The sequence below is a fragment of the Carboxydothermus pertinax genome, from assembly GCF_001950255.1.
Classification (GTDB): Bacteria; Bacillota; Z-2901; order Carboxydothermales; family Carboxydothermaceae; genus Carboxydothermus; species Carboxydothermus pertinax.
In genome coordinates this window covers 220,267-237,237 of record NZ_BDJK01000055.1, presented here as the reverse complement: position 1 = coordinate 237,237, position 16,971 = coordinate 220,267, and the positions used below count along the sequence as shown (strand labels likewise).

18 protein-coding genes are annotated in these 16,971 nt (G+C 35.9%); 10 read left to right on the top strand and 8 right to left on the bottom strand.

Annotation, left to right across the window (positions count from 1 at the left end):
- The first annotated feature begins 55 nt into the window (after positions 1–55).
- Together cpu_RS11150 and cpu_RS11145 are read left to right on the top strand one after the other, a co-directional pair.
- Positions 56–742, top strand: a complete 687-nt coding sequence (locus cpu_RS11150) for a response regulator transcription factor (RefSeq protein ID WP_075860048.1) — start codon at positions 56–58, stop codon at positions 740–742.
- On the top strand, positions 735–2,201 hold the full coding sequence (locus cpu_RS11145; RefSeq protein ID WP_075860047.1) for a sensor histidine kinase: 1,467 nt from the start codon (positions 735–737) through the stop codon (positions 2,199–2,201). Before cpu_RS11150 ends, cpu_RS11145 begins: the two co-directional genes overlap by 8 nt.
- On the opposite strand, the gene cpu_RS11140 is transcribed toward cpu_RS11145, so the two are convergent.
- From cpu_RS11140 to cpu_RS11130, 3 genes are read right to left on the bottom strand one after another with little or no spacing between them, the layout of a single operon-like run.
- Entirely contained in the window at positions 2,155–3,105 is a 951-nt protein-coding gene (locus tag cpu_RS11140) for an acyl-CoA dehydratase activase (protein ID WP_075860046.1), read from the bottom strand. The two genes, cpu_RS11145 and cpu_RS11140, sit on opposite strands and share 47 nt — an antisense overlap.
- Positions 3,083–4,222, bottom strand: coding sequence for an acyl-CoA dehydratase activase-related protein (locus cpu_RS11135; RefSeq protein WP_075860045.1), 1,140 nt, complete (start codon positions 4,220–4,222; stop codon positions 3,083–3,085). Before cpu_RS11135 ends, cpu_RS11140 begins: the two co-directional genes overlap by 23 nt.
- Entirely contained in the window at positions 4,219–5,211 is a 993-nt protein-coding gene (locus cpu_RS11130; RefSeq protein ID WP_077177322.1) for an acyl-CoA dehydratase activase-related protein, read from the bottom strand. The genes cpu_RS11135 and cpu_RS11130 overlap by 4 nt, the downstream gene beginning before the upstream one ends.
- Before the next feature lie 218 nt (positions 5,212–5,429).
- Here cpu_RS11130 and cpu_RS11125 point away from each other — a divergent pair, with 218 nt between their 5' ends.
- The 3 genes from cpu_RS11125 (at position 5,430) to cpu_RS11115 (ending at position 6,815) form a co-directional block, all read left to right on the top strand.
- Entirely contained in the window at positions 5,430–5,615 is a 186-nt protein-coding gene (locus tag cpu_RS11125; RefSeq protein ID WP_075860044.1) for a hypothetical protein, read from the top strand.
- A gap of 73 nt (positions 5,616–5,688) precedes the next feature.
- Complete coding sequence (locus tag cpu_RS11120) at positions 5,689–6,273, top strand: DUF3786 domain-containing protein (protein WP_075860043.1); 585 nt, start codon at positions 5,689–5,691, stop codon at positions 6,271–6,273.
- Between the two features lie 11 nt (positions 6,274–6,284).
- Positions 6,285–6,815: an NUDIX domain-containing protein gene (locus tag cpu_RS11115; RefSeq protein WP_075860042.1), complete on the top strand. Its 531-nt coding sequence runs from the start codon at positions 6,285–6,287 to the stop codon at positions 6,813–6,815.
- Here the strand turns inward: cpu_RS11115 and cpu_RS11110 are convergent.
- Positions 6,799–7,428 carry a septum site-determining protein MinC gene (locus cpu_RS11110; RefSeq protein WP_159434007.1) on the bottom strand — a complete coding sequence of 210 codons (630 nt, stop codon included), beginning with the start codon at positions 7,426–7,428 and terminating at the stop codon, positions 6,799–6,801. The two genes, cpu_RS11115 and cpu_RS11110, sit on opposite strands and share 17 nt — an antisense overlap.
- 85 nt (positions 7,429–7,513) lie before the next feature.
- Between cpu_RS11110 and cpu_RS11105 the strand changes: the two genes are divergently transcribed.
- Positions 7,514–8,581 carry a GerAB/ArcD/ProY family transporter gene (locus cpu_RS11105; protein WP_075860040.1) on the top strand — a complete coding sequence of 356 codons (1,068 nt, stop codon included), beginning with the start codon at positions 7,514–7,516 and terminating at the stop codon, positions 8,579–8,581.
- Here the strand turns inward: cpu_RS11105 and cpu_RS11100 are convergent.
- Positions 8,576–9,355, bottom strand: coding sequence for an NAD(P)-binding protein (locus cpu_RS11100; RefSeq protein WP_075860039.1), 780 nt, complete (start codon positions 9,353–9,355; stop codon positions 8,576–8,578). The genes cpu_RS11105 and cpu_RS11100 overlap by 6 nt on opposite strands.
- On the bottom strand, positions 9,352–10,419 hold the full coding sequence (locus tag cpu_RS11095; protein WP_075860038.1) for an NAD(P)/FAD-dependent oxidoreductase: 1,068 nt from the start codon (positions 10,417–10,419) through the stop codon (positions 9,352–9,354). Before cpu_RS11095 ends, cpu_RS11100 begins: the two co-directional genes overlap by 4 nt.
- 27 nt (positions 10,420–10,446) lie before the next feature.
- Between cpu_RS11095 and cpu_RS11090 the strand changes: the two genes are divergently transcribed.
- Positions 10,447–10,887, top strand: coding sequence for a hypothetical protein (locus tag cpu_RS11090; RefSeq protein WP_075860037.1), 441 nt, complete (start codon positions 10,447–10,449; stop codon positions 10,885–10,887).
- Here the strand turns inward: cpu_RS11090 and cpu_RS11085 are convergent.
- Positions 10,864–11,088, bottom strand: a complete 225-nt coding sequence (locus cpu_RS11085) for a hypothetical protein (RefSeq protein ID WP_075860036.1) — start codon at positions 11,086–11,088, stop codon at positions 10,864–10,866. The two genes, cpu_RS11090 and cpu_RS11085, sit on opposite strands and share 24 nt — an antisense overlap.
- Entirely contained in the window at positions 11,079–11,306 is a 228-nt protein-coding gene (locus tag cpu_RS11080; RefSeq protein ID WP_075860035.1) for a hypothetical protein, read from the bottom strand. Before cpu_RS11080 ends, cpu_RS11085 begins: the two co-directional genes overlap by 10 nt.
- 90 nt (positions 11,307–11,396) lie before the next feature.
- On the opposite strand from cpu_RS11080, the gene miaB reads away from it, so the two are divergent.
- From miaB to mutL, 3 genes are read left to right on the top strand one after another with little or no spacing between them, the layout of a single operon-like run.
- Positions 11,397–12,716: a tRNA (N6-isopentenyl adenosine(37)-C2)-methylthiotransferase MiaB gene (gene miaB / locus cpu_RS11075; protein ID WP_075860034.1), complete on the top strand. Its 1,320-nt coding sequence runs from the start codon at positions 11,397–11,399 to the stop codon at positions 12,714–12,716.
- Position 12,717: 1 nt separating this feature from the next.
- The gene (mutS, locus tag cpu_RS11070; protein WP_075860033.1) at positions 12,718–15,243 is read left to right on the top strand and encodes a DNA mismatch repair protein MutS; all 2,526 of its coding nucleotides are present in this window, start codon (positions 12,718–12,720) and stop codon (positions 15,241–15,243) included.
- A 1-nt stretch (position 15,244) separates the two neighbouring features.
- The gene (gene mutL / locus cpu_RS11065) at positions 15,245–16,969 is read left to right on the top strand and encodes a DNA mismatch repair endonuclease MutL (RefSeq protein ID WP_075860032.1); all 1,725 of its coding nucleotides are present in this window, start codon (positions 15,245–15,247) and stop codon (positions 16,967–16,969) included.
- Positions 16,970–16,971 lie beyond the last annotated feature (2 nt).

Below are 16,971 nucleotides of genomic sequence, written 5' to 3'. Positions count from 1 at the left end.
GAGGTTTTTTTTATGCTATAATGAAAGAAAAGTAGAATTTTACGGGAGGATGGCAATGAAAAAAATTTTGCTGGTTGATGATGAAGAAAAAATCCGGAATGTATTAAAACTTTACCTAGAAAAAGAAGGGTTTACAGTTATCGAAGCTCAGGATGGAGAAGTGGCTTTAAAACGCTTTTCCGAGAGCAATGTAGACTTAATTATTCTTGACTTGATGCTTCCGGGACTTGATGGTATGGAGGTAGCAAAAGAAATACGTAAAAAATCCATGGTTCCAATCATCATGTTAACTGCCCGGGGAGAGGAAATTGATAAAATTTTAGGATTAGAACTGGGGGCAGATGATTATGTGGTTAAACCCTTCAGTCCCAGGGAAGTAATTGCCAGAATTAAAGCGGTACTAAGACGAACAATTACTAACCCTGAAATGGAGCCAAATTCAGCCCTCAAGTTTGGGATTTTAGAAATTTATCCCGAGGCCCGGGAAATAAGAGTTAACGGGGAGGAAATATTGGTAACTCCATTAGAATTTGAGCTCCTACTATATTTGGTTAACAATCGCGGAAAAGCACTTTCCCGGGAACAGCTTTTGACCAATGTTTGGGGCTATGATTATTTTGGTGAGGCGCGAACAGTAGATACTCACATAACCCGCTTAAGGGAAAAACTAAAAGATGCAGCTTCGTATATTAAAACTGTCTGGGGAGTAGGGTATAAGTTTGAGGTGAAAAATAGTGACTAATTCTCTAAAGCTAAAATTCTGGCTGGCTTTAGTATTGCTGGTGGTCGCAGCCACCAGCTCTATTTTATGGGCAACCACTATTTATATGGGACAAAAGTATTTTGCTCAGCAGCAAGAAAGTTTGTTTCGGGCTGGTGAAAAACTAAGCGAGTATGTGGTAGCCGAACGAGATTTAGGGAAAATATACCATCAAATGGAAATCATGGGAAGCTATTTAAATGCCAATATATCACTGGTGGATCCTCAAGGGAGAATCTTAATTTGTAGTGGGCGCGAGGGTATTCCCAGGAGCAGTTGCCAGATGTGGGCAGCAGATATGATTCCTCAGGAGTTGGTTAAAAATTTACTAGCGGGAAAAAAGGTAGCGGTTAGAGTAGAAAGCAAATTATTAAAACAGGATGTTTTATTTACAGGTGTGCCGGTGGTGTTTCAAGGGCGGGTATTATTTGCAATATTACTGCAAGCACCGGTTAGGGAAATTAGTGGTAACTTTTTTGAGTTGATAAAAATTAATATTTTATCTACAATTATTGGGGTTATTTTGGCTACAATACTGGCCTTCTGGTTATCGATCTCAATTACCAAACCTCTTATTCAAATAAAAACTGCGGCGCAAAAAATTGCAAACAAAGATTTTAGCCACCGTATATCCTATCAAGGTAAGGATGAGTTGGGAGATATAGCTCAAACTATAAATCAAATGGCTGCTCAATTAGAAAAATATATTGATGCTTATCAAAAAAGAGAGCAAAATCGTCGGGAATTTTTGGCTAATGTTTCTCATGAGTTGCGAACTCCTTTAACAATTATCCAGGGATACACCGAGGCTCTTCTGGATGGAATGGCAGATGATGCGAAAATAAGTGAAGAATATTTAAAAAATATTCTTATAGAAGCGGAAAGACTAAAAACTATGGCTAATGAACTTTTGGATTTAGCCAGCATTGAAGAGGGAAGAGAGAAGTTAAAATTAGAAAACATTGATTTAGCCGAATTTGCCGAGGAGTGCATCAATACCTTTAAAAATCAATTTTCCGAAAAAGGAATTAATCTCGAGCTCGAAATAAGAGTAAGAGAAGGAAAAGTTATAGGTGATAGAAATAAACTATTTCGAGTAATAGAAAATCTTTTAAGCAATGCCTTAAAGTATACCCCTTCCGGGGGTAAGGTAAAATTAGCAGTTCTCGAAAGGGAAAAAGATTTTCAAATAATTACCTCTGATACAGGTCCTGGAATCCCGGAGAAGGATTTAGGAAAAATATTTGAAAGGTTTTATAAAGTAGATAAAGCCCGAAGTAGCAAGGGCTTCGGGCTGGGATTGGCAATAACTAAATCAATTGTGGAAGCTCACGGAGGGAAGATTTACGCCCAAAATAATCCTGAAGGAGGGGCTAATTTTATGGTGATCTTACCTAAATTACCTCCCAGCGGGGACAACGGCCTCCCCAACGGCCAATAACCTTGCCTTCTTCGGAAATTTCCGCAATTTCACAGTGGTTTGGGCAGTGGTTACATTCAAAACTACGGGTTTCATAGTTAAAATCGGCGACCATAAAACCTTTAAAGTTTGTCTTTTGACCGTTGGTGGCTTCACGAGCTAAAATTGCGGCACCAATTGCTCCCATAACATTAAAATGTTTTGGAACTATAATATCCTGTCCTAACGCCCTGGCGAAAGCCTCTCGGATTCCCCGGTTGGCAGCAACACCGCCCTGAAAGACAATAGGGGGTAAGATTTCTTTGTTTTTGCCAACGTTGTTTAAATAGTTTCTTACTAAGGCTTCACATAAGCCATTGATAATGTCTTCAATTTTATATCCTAATTGCTGTTTATGGATCATATCCGATTCGGCAAAAACAGTGCAGCGGCCGGCAATGCGCACGGAAACGGTGGATTTTAAGGCTAAATCTCCAAACTTTTCAATAGGAATATTTAAACGCGAAGCCTGTTGATCTAAAAAGGAACCGGTTCCGGCAGCACAAACAGTATTCATTGCAAAATCAGTTACAACACCGTCCCGAATAATAATTATTTTTGAATCTTGTCCTCCTATTTCAATTATTGTTTGAACCTCGGGGACAAAAGTAGTGGTAGCTATGGCATGGGCGGTAATCTCATTTTTTATGATATCGGCACCGACAATAACTCCAGCTAAATAGCGACCGCTACCGGTGGTACCTACTCCTTTAATGGTTACTTTATCTTCATATTTTTCCTTAAGGAGCTGCATTCCTTCCTTTATTACCTGGATAGGTTGCCCTTTGGTTCTTAGATATAAGCTTTCATAAACATTGTTGTCTTCGTCTATTAAAACAAGATTGGTACTAACCGAACCAACGTCAATTCCAAGATAAAGTTCCATTTAATTTGCCTCCCTTTTCAGCTTTTTCTAATTTGTGGAGTTTTTTTCTTTTTAAAAGGTCAATAAAAGCTTCTAAACGAGTTTCCATACCGGCTTTCCCCGTTTGTTCATCTAAGAAAAAGGTTAAGATGGGAAAGTTATTTTCCTGACTAATCCTGGTCAAAATTGTCCGGGCTACAATTTCAGGAATGCAAGTAAAAGGAGCAAGCTGGATTAATCCATCAAACCCTTGTTTAATATAAAGAATGGCATTTCCAATAGAATCTTGTCCGTGACCGCCAATTAATTCCGGTAGATAAGGTTTTGCTGCATCCTTGACACTTAATAAATCTTCGCTTTTTCCTGGCATCGTGTTGTCCCGAGTCCAGCCGGTTAAAAACATGGAACGTTTTACTTCTGCTCCTAAATGGCCAATGGTTTCTTCAATTTCAAAGTTACTGCTGGGTTCCAATAAAACGTAAATTTCGCCTACCATGCCAACTTTAACGACTAATCTATTTAAATCTACCGGAACTTTTTCTAATTCTTTTAAGGCTTCATATTCGGCTTCTGCAATTTCTTTTTCGGAATAGGCATTTATAATATACTGTAAAACTTCTTTGTATCTAGCCGAGACACTTCCTTTAGTAAGCTCCCGGGGTCTTAAAAATAAAGCTTTTTGCTCTACGGTATCTAAAGCTTTTATTTTTCGCCAGTTTCTTTTAATAGTTTTATAAATATACCATAATGAATAATTTTTATAATTTAAGTGTTGTACAGTTTTATAAAAACCCTTTAAATCGACCAAAGGAGGTTCTAAAACAATCATTTCAAACTGGTAGCCCAATTTTTTCAAAATTTTTTCATGTAAGCTTGCATACAAGCCTGCACGACAAGGTCCCACTCCTCCACTGGTAACAATACGGTCTACTCCCTTGGGTAATGTCTCAAGATAAGTACCAAGAACAATTTTGTAAGGGAGACAGGAAAATTCCGGGGCGTATTTAACTCCTAAGTCCAGAGTACGTTTTGACGGTTTTACAGGCATGACTACTTCATAACCAAGGTCTTCTAATAATCCCCGAAAAGCGTGGACATAGTTTCCCATGTAAGGAAAAGTTATTCTTAGAGTTTTCATTGGCTCACCTCGGAACGGGTTTTACGTTTTATCATATCGAGAAAAGCTTCAACCCGAGTTAATAATCCAGCTTCTCCGGTATGTTCATCAATTGTAAGGGTTAAATAAGGAATTTGTCTTTCTCCAGCATCTATTTCCATAATCCGGTCCACTATAAAATCCGGACCACAACCAAAAGCGGTTAAATGAATTATGCCCTTTAAATCTGGGACGTTTTTAAGATAATATTGAAAACTACTTAAAACTCGGTCACTAAAAGTCCAGAAGACACGCTTTTTGTTGGTAAAAGGAGCGTATTGCTTTCTAACTGCTAAAGGTACTTGTTCGGCGGTTAAAATTTGAACTTCGTTTTGATTAAAAAATTCAAGAACCTTGAAATTGATATAATTATCATATACCAGGTAGGGGTAACCTAAAAGGGCGATTTTAAAAGGTGACTTAACCGAAAAATGTTTGGGTTTTTTTACATTTACTTCGTTTATTGGTAAATAACCTTTGGCTAAAAGGTTTTCATAGAGTTGTTGTCGCTTTAAGCCTTCTTGATAAGCTTTTACGCCTTTTAACTTGGAAAAACCTAATTTAGTTGCTAATTTTAAGGAAGCTATTAATAAACCGTCATGAAAAGTTCTGTTATCCACTCGAATATCGATAATTGGTGGAAGGTCATCATATGAATATTTAATCATATCTGGCAGTCCAAGAAATTTAGGGCAATAAACTGTTTTTTTATTTAAATTTACTATTCGGGGAATGAAAAGATAATCTACTTTCTTTTTTAAACTGGCTATATGACCAAAAAAAAGTTTAATAGGAAGACATGCTTCTGCTAAAGCATCTTTAACCCCTTGGTCTAATATTTCTTTAGTAGTAGGAGGGGAGAGGATGGTTTTAAGGCCCAAAGTATCAAAATAACCGCTCCAAAAAGGAAAATAGGCGTAGTAATTTAAGGTTCTAGCTATGCCAACGGTAGGTGCTGCCATATTTACCATTCCTTCCTGCGACAAGTTATAAAACAAATTTATCCCATAAATTTTTAATATACGCTATTATCATAAAAAATCCTGCTTTAAAACACCTGGTACATTAAACAACTTTATTTTAAATTAATAAAATATTTAAAAAAATTTAACCAATTTGGCAGGAATTTTAGTTAAAATGTCTAATAGAAAAAGAAAAAGTGAAGACTTTCACAGAGAGGTGCAGTCTAATGAAAAAATCTGATAAACTAAAAACCCTCAGAACCAGGCTCTTAGATAACTGGCTTTATGCGGGGAAGGAAGAAAGATTAAATCTCCTTGTTAAAATCATGGATATTGAGGAAGAAATGGGAATGAGCTATATTTCACAAAAAAAGAAACAAACGGACGTGGCTAGAAAAGTAAGGGCTATTTAACCACCAGGAGGTGGTTTTTTTATTTATTGAGGTATTATGTTATAATTAAAGAAAAAACAGGGGCGGGGGGAGAATGGGTACACCATATCAGTTAGACCGGACACTGGAATTTGCTAAACAAAAGTTTGCCGAACTCGATCCTAAACTTATGGCTCAAAATGCAGGAGCTATTTTACTGCAAAACCAAATTATTTTACCTTATTTTAATGATATGGTAAAAGTAAATTGGCCAGATGCTGATTTTTTTCAAGAACTATCTTTACAGGAAAAAATTTTAGTATTACATTATTTGACTACGGCAATTGATTTACCCCCTTTAGGAAAGTGGGTAGGTTTTTCCGAATTAAAGGACGGCTTATTATATTTAGAACCTTTTAGGAAAAGAACAACTAATCTCTTAGTAAAAGTTTATGGAAAGGAACCGGAAAAACTTGCTCAAAAGGCCAAGGCTTTGGGTGCAAAGTTTTCTGATAAAGGAGATGTGTCTTTTCAACTTAAAATTTTACCTAAGATTGAACTTTTTATTGTTTTTTGGGCAGAAGATGAAGAGTTTGCAGCAAATGCCAATATATTATTTGATGCGCGAGCGCGTCTTTATTTGGAAATTGAGGATTTAGTTCAACTTGCCTCGATTGTAGTGTTAAAGCTTATAAAATAGGGAGGAATTATATGGAAAAAACCATTTCTTCCAAATGTATATTTCAAGGGAATATTTTAACGCTTGTGAAAGATGAGGTGCTTTTAGAAAACGGCAAGATTTCTAACCGGGAAGTGGTATTCCATCCTGGAGCAGTTACAATCATTCCAGTCTTTGGCGATAAGATTATCTTTGTTGAACAATATCGTTATCCTGTAAGGGAAAGCCTTTTAGAACTACCAGCCGGAAAATTAGAAAAAAACGAGGCACCGGAACTTACCGCTAAAAGAGAACTCTTTGAAGAAACCGGTTTTGAAGCTAAAACTCTTAAACATTTAAAAACTTTTTATACTACTCCGGGCTTTTCCAATGAAATTATGCATCTTTTTCTAGCTTTTGATTTAAATAAAAAAAATCCTCGTCCGGACGAGGATGAGATAGTCAAAAATGTCTTTGTGGAGATTGGTAAAATAGAAGAGCTTTTGCTTACTGACAAAATCAAAGATGCTAAAACTATAATAGGACTTTTCTGGTTTTTAAATTTTGTTAATATTTCTCGATGATTACATGCCCTTCTTCTACAATTGCTTTTTCGGGATAGGGACGATTACCCGGGGAGTCTTGGGCTCGGGTGAAATATTTACCGATGCGAATTTGTGCTGGCACCAGGTTTAGAGCTATAACCTGGGCTTTTTCATTATCCGGGTATCCTGCATGGGCTATACCTCGTAGGCTTCCCCAAACGATAATGTTACCTTGGGCTGAAATTTCAGCTCCTGGATTTACATCTCCGAAAATTAACAAAGATTTCTCACTATGATAAGTTTGGCCATTACGAAAATTCCTAACTAATATTTCGCATTCCTTTCCTTCGACTGCTTCAATGGAATTTAGCATAGCTTTTAACATATCTCTGGTTTTATCAATTGGAAGGGTTAATGGCTCTTGTTCTAAAATTAAACCGTACTGGCTACAGATTGTTTCCAATTCATCTTTTTCAGCAGAGGTTAAACTTATATTTTGACCAGGTATTATTGTAAACTTTGCTCCTCGAAAAAAGCCTTTAGCTTTTTCCATTTTTTCAATTAATGAGGATTTTAACAATGAAAAATCTTGACTATTTAGCATTACCAGTAGGCCTTTAGGGGTACCTTTAATTTGCACTGGTTCAGGCATTAAAATCACCTCGTTATCCAAATTTCGACGTAAAAATGCAAAAATCCTCCTGGATCTGGTTAAAATATGCCAGGAGGGAGTTAAAATGAAAATTACTGGACTGCAATTAATATATATACAATTTACCTTGATTTTATCGGTAGTTGATATTTTTTTACCCAGCATAATTGCTAAAGAAGCGGGACCCGATGCTTGGATTTCTATAATCTTGGCTTTTATTTTTAGTATTTTTTTAGCCTGGATTTATTCCAATATAGCAAATAAAATATATCCTGATAACCTCACAAGTTACCTGATAAAAAAAGGAATAATCGGTAAAATTATTCTTGGATTATATTGGTATCTTTATTTTATTTTAATTATCACTGTTTTAAGAGAATTTATGGAATTAATCCGGGTTTTTCTACCTGAAACTCCACTTTTTATGATTGGTATTCTTATGCAGATTACCGTCTTATACGGCTTATTTTCCGGAACTGAGACTATGGCTAAAGCAACTGAAATTTTAGCCCCGCTAGGGATTCTTGCCCTGGTTATTGTTGCAGGATATGCCCTATTTAAAGCTGACTTTGGTTACTTTAAACCATTTTTAGCAAAAGGTATTAAACCGGCAATAAAAGGAAGTATTGAAATAATCAATTTTTTTGGCGATACTTTATTGTTATGGTTTTTTGCGGTGAACTTATATGAAAAGCCTGAAAAGTTATTTCGTCTTTTAGTTTTAGGTTATTTTATCATATCAATTGCCCTCTTTGGTGGGGTATTAGGGATTGCGGTGTTTGGTGTAAAAACTACGGCTAAAATGGAGTTAGTTGCTTTGGAAATGGTAAGGATAGTAAACATTGCTGATTTTTTAAAGCATCTTGATAGTGTGATGCTTGGAGTTTGGGCGATTGGGGGTGTATTAAAATTAACTTTCTTGTATTTGAGTTTAACAGAAATTCTTAAAGCTCTAATGGATATAAAAAAAATAAAAATTAATTCACTGCCTATTGGAGTTTGGGCTTTAATCTCAGCTATTTATGGTTTTAAAAATTTAGGAGAATACTTTAGCTATTTGGGAGAGTTAACCTATTTCACTTTAATTTTTTCAATTCTAGTTCCTTTTGTTTTATTGCTTATTATCTCCTTACCCAAAGGAAAAAAATTATAATATCGATTTTAATGCCTTCAGGACTGAAGTTATAGCAAAATAATCATTGCGGTACCATTTTGGGGAAGAAATTACTGATGATCCTACAAAAAATATATTGTGATAATTCATAGGTTTTGCTGTGCCAAAATTTTGAGCCCAGTCACTTATTTCAATAAAATGAACGTTTAAGCTTTCTTTTACAATTAATAAATCCCAATAAAACGGAACGGCTTTGGCGGTTATTCCGGCAACTCCTAAAATTAAGACTCCGCTTTTTTGGTCGAAGGGTAAATTAAAAACAAAACCCTGGTGATTACCGGAAAGAGTTTTAAAAAAACTTTTTGGTGCTTTGCCAACGATCGTATAAAATCCTGTCCGAAGCTGCATGCTACCAGAGTCTTGCCATAACCCTAATTTACGCGCATTTAGGGGATTACCGGTGGCATTAATTACTAAATCAAATTTGGTTTTTAAAGTAAAAACATCGGGTTTTGAGAATAGTTTTATTTTTGCAGGTGTTAATTTAGAAAAAATACGATTTTCTATTCCCGGACCGACATTTCCGTGCCAGATAGCATAAAAATGTTTATTGATATCAACGGGTCTTTCTAAAAGGTTTTTAATTTCTTGCGGAAGTTTTTTATAATCCTTTTTTAGCATAAGGGCTGGATAGGAAAAGCTTTTGCCCATAATTCTTTTTTCTTCAAAAAGGGTATAATCAATATTTTGCTGTTCTAATAAATAAGCGGTTATTAATCCAGAAAAACCTCCTCCTAAAATTGCTACCTTCACCGGGTTAACCCCGCTTTCTTTAAAATTTTGCTTAAGATTTTAACCACGTCAACTGGGGTATGATAAAAAAGAAAGTTTACTGGCCCAAAGGCTATTAACTGAACAACATAATCAAGCATATCATTATTAAGTTTATTAATTCCAGCTCGAAGTGTATCAGATTGACGTACTGCTTGCCTAATAGGTTCTAAGAGTTCATTAAATGAAATATTTTCTTTAATTGCTTTAGCGGCTAATAGTCCAGATATGATAGCATAAAAAATTCCAAAACCTAAAAATGGCTCAATTAACCCCCCAGCTCCTCCTGTAAAGTAAATGTTACCTAATTGGTTTGTCGTGAGGTAACCTACAATATGGTTTACCGTAAATGTTTCAATAATCTTATAGGGTAGCTTTTCTTTTTGCCAAAGTACCTTCCAGTAAAAATCTAGCTGATTTTCCGAAATATCTTTAACCACAAGGCATAAAGAGGCATTTTTTGAATTAAAAGGAGTTAAATAGGCATACCCGTTTTTAGCATAATCGGTATCAATCCACATTATTAATTCTTCCGGGTCAAAATTTCCAGAAACGTTTGAGCCAATTACCCAGCCGTCAAATAATTTATGAAAAATACCATAAGAACGAGCGATTTGAGGAGTACCACTAGCAACTACTACGTGGGAGAATTGATGTTTTAAGTCTTCGGGGTCAACAGGGGATTTAAATCTTACTTCCCCTTTTATTTGGGATAACATTTGATTTTCTAAAGAATTTTTAAGATGTCCCCTTAACCAAAAATAACCGAGATAATTCCCGTGAACTACTGCCTTATTTTTGGGAGAAAGCATTAATATTTTTGTTATTTTTCTATGGGGTACAAGAGGTAAACCATGTTTTGCTTGAAAATAGCTAACAATATCTTTAATGGGGCGGTTAATTATTTCCAAATTTGCTGCAACATGAGGCGTTGGATCCCCGGATTGATAACGGCGTTCAAAGACTACATAAGGAATTTTGTATTTATCTAATTGGTAGGCAGTGGCAAGTCCTGCAACTCCGGCACCAATTATCGCAACCTTCATTAAAATCCCTCATTTCCGGAGGTAGTAATGTTTTGGTATATCTATTTTTTGTTTAACTTACTTTTAATAATAATATTTTTAAGAAAACGCCAAAAAATTAATATATTACCGGGAATTTTTGCCTTGCTGTTAATGTTCATGGTAGATACGGCGGCAGTTAAATTAAAACTTTATGTTTTTTATGGAAAACCTCAGTTTTATAACTTACCGCTATTTTACCTCTTAAGTGGATTTTTATTAGGAATTATTTACTGGGGTTTTAAACCGAGTATTAAATGGCTTTGGTTATATATTCCTGTTATTTCATTGCTATTTACTGGTGTGGAAAGCTTAGCTCAGCTTTTTAAAGTATATCGACATTTAAACTGGAAATATAGTTATAGTTTTATTTTGAATATCTTTGCATTAGTAGAAGTCACAGCTTTAGTTTATTATTGGAAATATTTATTTTCTAAAAAGGGCAATTAATTTTCTAACCACTGGCGGTGTCGCTAGTTTTTCTTCTACTAAAGTTTCCAGGAGAAAAATTTGGCGTAAGGTTTCCGCTTGTAACTCGGAAAAAAGACTTCTGAGTTCGGGATGTCTTACTTTAATCGTCTGTTCAGCAAAAAAAAGGTAATTTTTTCTTTCGGCGTCTAAGGCAATTATTAAAAGGTCTTTTAGTTCCATTCTATCCCTCGCTTTACTTTAAAGTTATAAGCATTAGCAATTTCCAAAAGGTCTTTAATTTGTTTTTGCTTTCCCTCAAGGCCTTTAAGGGCTGCCTCTTTTACCACTTTTTCCGATTTTATGGCAATAAGACTCTGATAAATACGGAAGGTTAATTCTAAATTGCGGATACCTTCACTTAGGGCTGTGGTTATATACTCTTCCTGCAGGTCACTCATCCAATCTCTCCTTTCATGAGATTACCTTTATTTTAGGATTTTCCTTTGATATACTTTTTATGAGAAAAAGTAGAATGGAGGCAGCAAAAAATGGTAAAAAAATACTATATAATAACCCATGGTTGCCAAATGAACGTTCATGATTCAGAAACCATTGCAGGAATCTTAGAAAGCTTAGGCTTTGTTCCTAGTTCTGAAGAAAAAACAGCCGATTTAATTATCATAAATACCTGTAGCGTTCGGGAAACTGCAGAAAATAAAGTTTTTACTAAGATAGGCGAGCTTAGAAAATTAAAACGGGAAAATCCAGATTTGGTGATAGGAGTTGGAGGTTGTATTCCGCAACAAGAAAAGGTTGCCAAACAGTTAATGGCAAGATTTCCTCATTTGGATTTTGTGTTTGGTACCCACAATTTGCCGGAACTTCCTAAAATTCTGGAGAAAGTTTTTGAAAAACACGAAAGGGTTTTGGAAGTGTGGCAATCGGAAGGCCAAATTGTGGAAGGGGTTCCGGTAAAAAGAGAACCGGGGGTACGAGCTTGGGTTACGATAATGTATGGCTGTAATAATTTTTGCACTTACTGTATTGTTCCTTATGTCCGCGGCCGGGAAAGAAGCCGAAAAAAGGAAGATATTATTGAAGAAATACGGCAATTGGTTTTAGAGGGTTATAGGGAAGTAACTTTACTTGGACAAAACGTTAATTCCTATGGTAAAGATTTAACCGGTAAACCAATGTTTGCCGAATTGCTTGCGGATATTGACAAGATTGAAGGACTCTGGCGGGTTCGTTTTACTACTTCTCACCCTCGAGATTTAACCGATGATGTTATAGATGTCATGGCTTCTTCAGAAAAGATATGTGAGCATATTCATCTTCCAGTACAAGCTGGTTCAAACCGGATTTTAAAGGCCATGCATCGGGGTTATACCAGGGAATATTATTTAGATTTAGTACAAAAGATTCGAGCGAAAATAGCTAATGTAAGTTTTACCACCGATATTATTGTTGGCTTTCCCGGGGAAACAGAAGATGATTTTAGACAAACCTTGGATTTGGTGAGACAGGTACGGTATGATAGTGCTTTTACTTTTGTCTATAATAAGCGCTCTGGAACACCGGCAGCCGAAATGGCAAATCAAGTTCCGGAAGACGTAAAAAGTCGAAGAATTCAAGAACTTATTGAGTTACAAAATGCAATTAGTTTAGAGTTAAATAAAAAGGAAGAAGGTAAAATTTTTGAAGTATTAGTGGAAGGTAAAAGCAAAACTAATGAATCGAAGTTAGCTGGACGTACTCGAACCAATAAGCTTGTAGTGTTTAGCGGCAGTGAAGAATTTATAGGGCGGTTAATTAAGGTAAAGATCACTGAAGGAAAATTATTTCACCTGGAAGGGGAAATAGCTTAAAATGAGCTTTACGCCAATGATGAAACAATATCTTGAAATAAAAAAGCAGTATAATGATTGTCTTTTATTTTTTCGATTGGGCGATTTTTATGAGCTTTTTTTTGAGGATGCGGTTATTGCTTCCAGGGAACTAGAAATTGTTTTAACCGGTCGTGACGCCGGGCAAGAAGAAAGGGTTCCTATGTGTGGGGTTCCCTACCATTCGGCTCAAGGATATATTGCCAGACTCTTATCCCGGGGTTATAAAGTTGCTATATGTGAACAGGTGGAAGATCCCAAAAAAGCAAAGGGACTCGTGAAGCGGGAAGTGACTAAAATCTATACTCCCGGAACGGTAACCGAAGAGTTTTACCTCCAGGAGAAGACTAATAATTATATTATAGCCCTTGCGGAAAAAGATGAAATAATAGCTTTGGCGGTAGCTGAGGTTTCTACCGGTTATTTGGGAATTACGTCGGTTGATTCAGCTAAAATCGATGTTTTAGCAAGCGAGATTCGTAGACTTATGCCAGCTGAGGCGGTAGTATTAAAGAATTTTAAAAATAGTACTTTATTAAAAGAAATTAATGGTATCATAAATTACTTAGAAACTATGCCAGCGGAAGAAATCGAACTTCCTTTTAAAGGTTCTGGAGCTTCTGAGGAAGCTTATAAAATATTAATAAGTTATTTAAAAAGAATTGAACCTGCTATTTTAAGCAGCTTTGGCTCACCTGATTTTTACCAAATCGATAGTTATTTATATTTTGATGAGAGTACTCGCAACAATTTAGAAATTCTCAAAAACCGCGGTGATAACCGCTATTCCTTATTAGGAATCATTGATTTTACCCAAACAGCAATGGGAGCCCGTAAATTAAAGGAAGAGCTTACTAAGCCCCTGTTAAGTTTAAAAGCAATTATTGACCGGTTAGATGCAGTAGAAATTTTAGTAAGCGATTATGAATTAAGAGAGAATTTAATGCAAAATCTTAAAAATTTATATGATTTAGAAAGACTTTCCATAAAGTTAGTTTGTGGTACGGTTAGTCCAAAGGATTTAATTAAAATCAAACAGTCGCTTCCCCCAATATGGCAGATTAAAAATAGCTTAAAGCAAGTTAAAGCTAAATCCGTTTTATTTGCCCAAATTTATGAAAATCTTTCCGATATGCTGGAAGTATATAATTTAATTGATAAAAGTATTATCGATGATCCGCCAGTTTCGCCTAAAGATGGGGGTGTAATTAAAACTGGTTTTAATCCCAGTGTTGATGAATACCGAAAAGCACGTGAAGAAGGCCAGGAATGGATAATAAATTACGAAAAAAAGGAAAGAGAAAAAACGGGAATAAAATCCTTAAAAGTAAGTTATAACAAAGTTTTCGGTTACTTTATTGAAGTTACGAAAGCAAATTTACATTTAGTGCCCAAAGATTATCAAAGAAAACAAACAATGGTCAATGCGGAACGATTTATTACCGAGGAATTAAAACATTATGAAAATCTTATTTTAGGAGCAAGCGAAAAGCTTGCCAATTTGGAATATGAACTTTTCTGTGAGATTCGTGCGGAAATTTTAAAATATCATGAGGATTTAAAACGAGCTGCCAATGCGGTAGCATTCTTAGATTTTTTAATTTCGTTGGCAGTGGCTGCTATTGAGTATGACTTTACCAAACCAATTATTACGGAAGAGCCAGTTTTAGAAGTCAAAAATGGGCGTCACCCTGTGGTTGAAAAAAGTGTTGGGCGTGCCAATTTTGTTCCCAATGATTTGTATTTAGACACTAACGAAAACTCATTACTCCTCATTACTGGGCCCAATATGGCCGGTAAAAGTACTTATATGAGGCAAGCTGCCTTAATTGTGATTCTTGCGCAAATAGGAAGTTTTGTTCCTGCTGAATACGCGAAAGTTGGCTTAGTGGATAAAATTTTAACCCGAATTGGGGCAACGGATGATTTAGCAAAAGGACAGAGTACTTTTATGGTGGAAATGATTGAGTGTAACAATATCTTACGAAATGCGACTAAAAGAAGTTTAATCCTTTTAGATGAGGTCGGCCGAGGAACTTCGACCTATGATGGGATAAGTATTGCAGAAGCAATTATTGAATATATCCAAAAAAAGGTTAAGGCGAGAACTCTCTTTTCAACCCATTACCATGAATTAACCAGCTTAGAAGGAGAAATGCCCGGAGTAAAAAATTACACAGTATTGGTCCAGGAAAAAGGGGAGGAGGTAAAATTTCTTCATAAAGTAGTGCCTGGTAAAACCGATAAAAGTTATGGAATTTATGTAGCGAAACTCGCCGGCTTGCCCCGGGAAGTGGTAGAGCGGGCTTATGAAATTTTAGCTAAATTTGAAGATAAGGGGCTAAACTTAAAAGATGAAAAACCCATACAATTAGCAATTTTTGAGGAAAAACCAGAACCGCAAGGGATTATAAAAGAATTAATTGAGCTTGACTTAATACGTATGACACCACTGGACGCTTTAAATAAACTTTTTGATTTACGGCAAAAAGCATTGGGGGAAATTTAAAATGCGGGAAATTAAAATACTTCCGGAAGAGGTAGTAAAAAAAATTGCTGCAGGAGAAGTGGTGGAACGACCGTATTCTGTAGTCAAAGAACTTCTGGAAAATAGCATCGATGCTCAAGCTAAAAACATTAATGTCTATATTGAGGAGGGAGGATTAAAAACTATTGTTGTGGAAGATGACGGTGTAGGAATTTCCCGTAATGAATTACCGAAGACTATACTTCGCCACGCTACCAGCAAAATTGAAACTTTTGATGATTTATTTCATTTAAATAGTTTTGGATTTCGCGGAGAAGCATTATATAGTATTGCAGCGGTTAGTAAATTATCGATTAAAAGTAAAATCCGGGGAGAAAACAGCGGGCAGGAACTCCTGGCCCATGCCGGGAAAATAGTGGCCCTAACAGAAGTCGGAATGCCTGATGGCACTATAATTACCGTTACTGACCTTTTTTTTAATACTCCTCCCCGAAAAAAGTTTTTAAAATCTGTTCAAACCGAAGCAGGACTTATAAAACAGTTGTTAGAAAAAATGGCGGTATTATACCCCGAAATAAAGTTTACTCTTGTAATTGATGGAAAAAAAGTTTTTAGTTCTGCAGGTATTAATGATCGACTGGGATTAATGGCGAAGTTTTGGGGTATAGAAAAAAACAATGTGGTTAACATCGAAGAGGACTTAGGGGAGGGTTACCAGGTGAAAGGAGGTGTCGTATTACCTCCTATTGGGAAATCTCACCGAAAACAACAGGTTTTTGCAGTAAATAAACGTCTAGTAAAAAGTGGTATACTAACTAAGGCGGTGGATGATGCTTACGACGGATTACTACCTAAAGGCTTAAAACCTCTTTGCTTCATTGAAGTAAATATCCCAGGAAATTTTGTGGATGTAAATGTTCATCCCCAAAAGCTAGAAGTTAAGTTTTTGGACGAACAAAAAATTTATTTGGGTTTGCGCACGGTGATTAGAAATAGATTAGTTAACATAAATTCTAAAGCAACTCAAGAACAGGAAGTGCAAAATATAAATATAGGGTATGAAACCAATACAAAAAATTATACCCAACCGGTTATTGGTTTTGCAGAAAAAGTGGTGTCTTTTTCAAGTAATTTAATAAAATCGGCATCTCTTCAAAAGGAACCAAAGGCAAGCCTAAATGAAAATAATACTTTCTTTCAGGTAATAGGGCAGTTTGCGTTAAGATATATTATTGTAGAAAAAAACGAAACTTTATTATTTATCGACCAGCACGCAGCCCATGAGCGAATTTTATATGAAAAATACCAGACCAAGTTAAATCCTTTTTATAGCCAGGTACTGGCTTTTCCAGTTAGGTTAAATCCTACTCCAGAAATTGCTGCCTTTATTGAGGAAAACTACCAAAATTTACGAGAAATAGGCTTAAATATCGAACCGTTTGGCCCTGGGGAATTTATTGTCAGAGAAGTGCCTGGGGATTTACCTCAAGAAAATTTGGGTGGCGTGTTAGAAGAGTATTTGCTGGAAATACTAGAGCAAAAAGAACAAATAACTTTCCGGGAAAAGGCTACAAAACTCTTAGCCTGCAAAAATGCGATTAAGTTTGGGGAAAGATTGACCTACAGTGAAATGACCCGTCTAGTAGAGGAGCTTTTCAACGTTAATTATCCTTATAGTTGTCCCCATGGTCGGCCAACAATTTTTGAGTTGCCAATTTCGGAGTTAAACAAAAAGTTTTTCCGCTAAAA

Excerpts from the sequence above, each read along its gene's own strand:
- cpu_RS11150 (WP_075860048.1), top strand. The coding sequence starts at position 56 with ATGAAAAAAATTTTGCTGGTTGATGATGAAGAAAAAATCCGGAATGTA.
- cpu_RS11140 (WP_075860046.1), bottom strand. The coding sequence starts at position 3,105 with ATGGAACTTTATCTTGGAATTGACGTTGGTTCGGTTAGTACCAATCTT.
- cpu_RS11135 (WP_075860045.1), bottom strand. The coding sequence starts at position 4,222 with ATGAAAACTCTAAGAATAACTTTTCCTTACATGGGAAACTATGTCCAC.
- cpu_RS11130 (WP_077177322.1), bottom strand. The coding sequence starts at position 5,211 with ATGGTAAATATGGCAGCACCTACCGTTGGCATAGCTAGAACCTTAAAT.
- cpu_RS11125 (WP_075860044.1), top strand. The coding sequence starts at position 5,430 with ATGAAAAAATCTGATAAACTAAAAACCCTCAGAACCAGGCTCTTAGAT.
- cpu_RS11120 (WP_075860043.1), top strand. The coding sequence starts at position 5,689 with ATGGGTACACCATATCAGTTAGACCGGACACTGGAATTTGCTAAACAA.
- cpu_RS11115 (WP_075860042.1), top strand. The coding sequence starts at position 6,285 with ATGGAAAAAACCATTTCTTCCAAATGTATATTTCAAGGGAATATTTTA.
- cpu_RS11110 (WP_159434007.1), bottom strand. The coding sequence starts at position 7,428 with ATGCCTGAACCAGTGCAAATTAAAGGTACCCCTAAAGGCCTACTGGTA.
- cpu_RS11105 (WP_075860040.1), top strand. The coding sequence starts at position 7,514 with ATGAAAATTACTGGACTGCAATTAATATATATACAATTTACCTTGATT.
- cpu_RS11095 (WP_075860038.1), bottom strand. The coding sequence starts at position 10,419 with ATGAAGGTTGCGATAATTGGTGCCGGAGTTGCAGGACTTGCCACTGCC.
- cpu_RS11090 (WP_075860037.1), top strand. The coding sequence starts at position 10,447 with ATGTTTTGGTATATCTATTTTTTGTTTAACTTACTTTTAATAATAATA.
- cpu_RS11085 (WP_075860036.1), bottom strand. The coding sequence starts at position 11,088 with ATGGAACTAAAAGACCTTTTAATAATTGCCTTAGACGCCGAAAGAAAA.
- cpu_RS11080 (WP_075860035.1), bottom strand. The coding sequence starts at position 11,306 with ATGAGTGACCTGCAGGAAGAGTATATAACCACAGCCCTAAGTGAAGGT.
- miaB (WP_075860034.1), top strand. The coding sequence starts at position 11,397 with ATGGTAAAAAAATACTATATAATAACCCATGGTTGCCAAATGAACGTT.
- mutS (WP_075860033.1), top strand. The coding sequence starts at position 12,718 with ATGAGCTTTACGCCAATGATGAAACAATATCTTGAAATAAAAAAGCAG.
- mutL (WP_075860032.1), top strand. The coding sequence starts at position 15,245 with ATGCGGGAAATTAAAATACTTCCGGAAGAGGTAGTAAAAAAAATTGCT.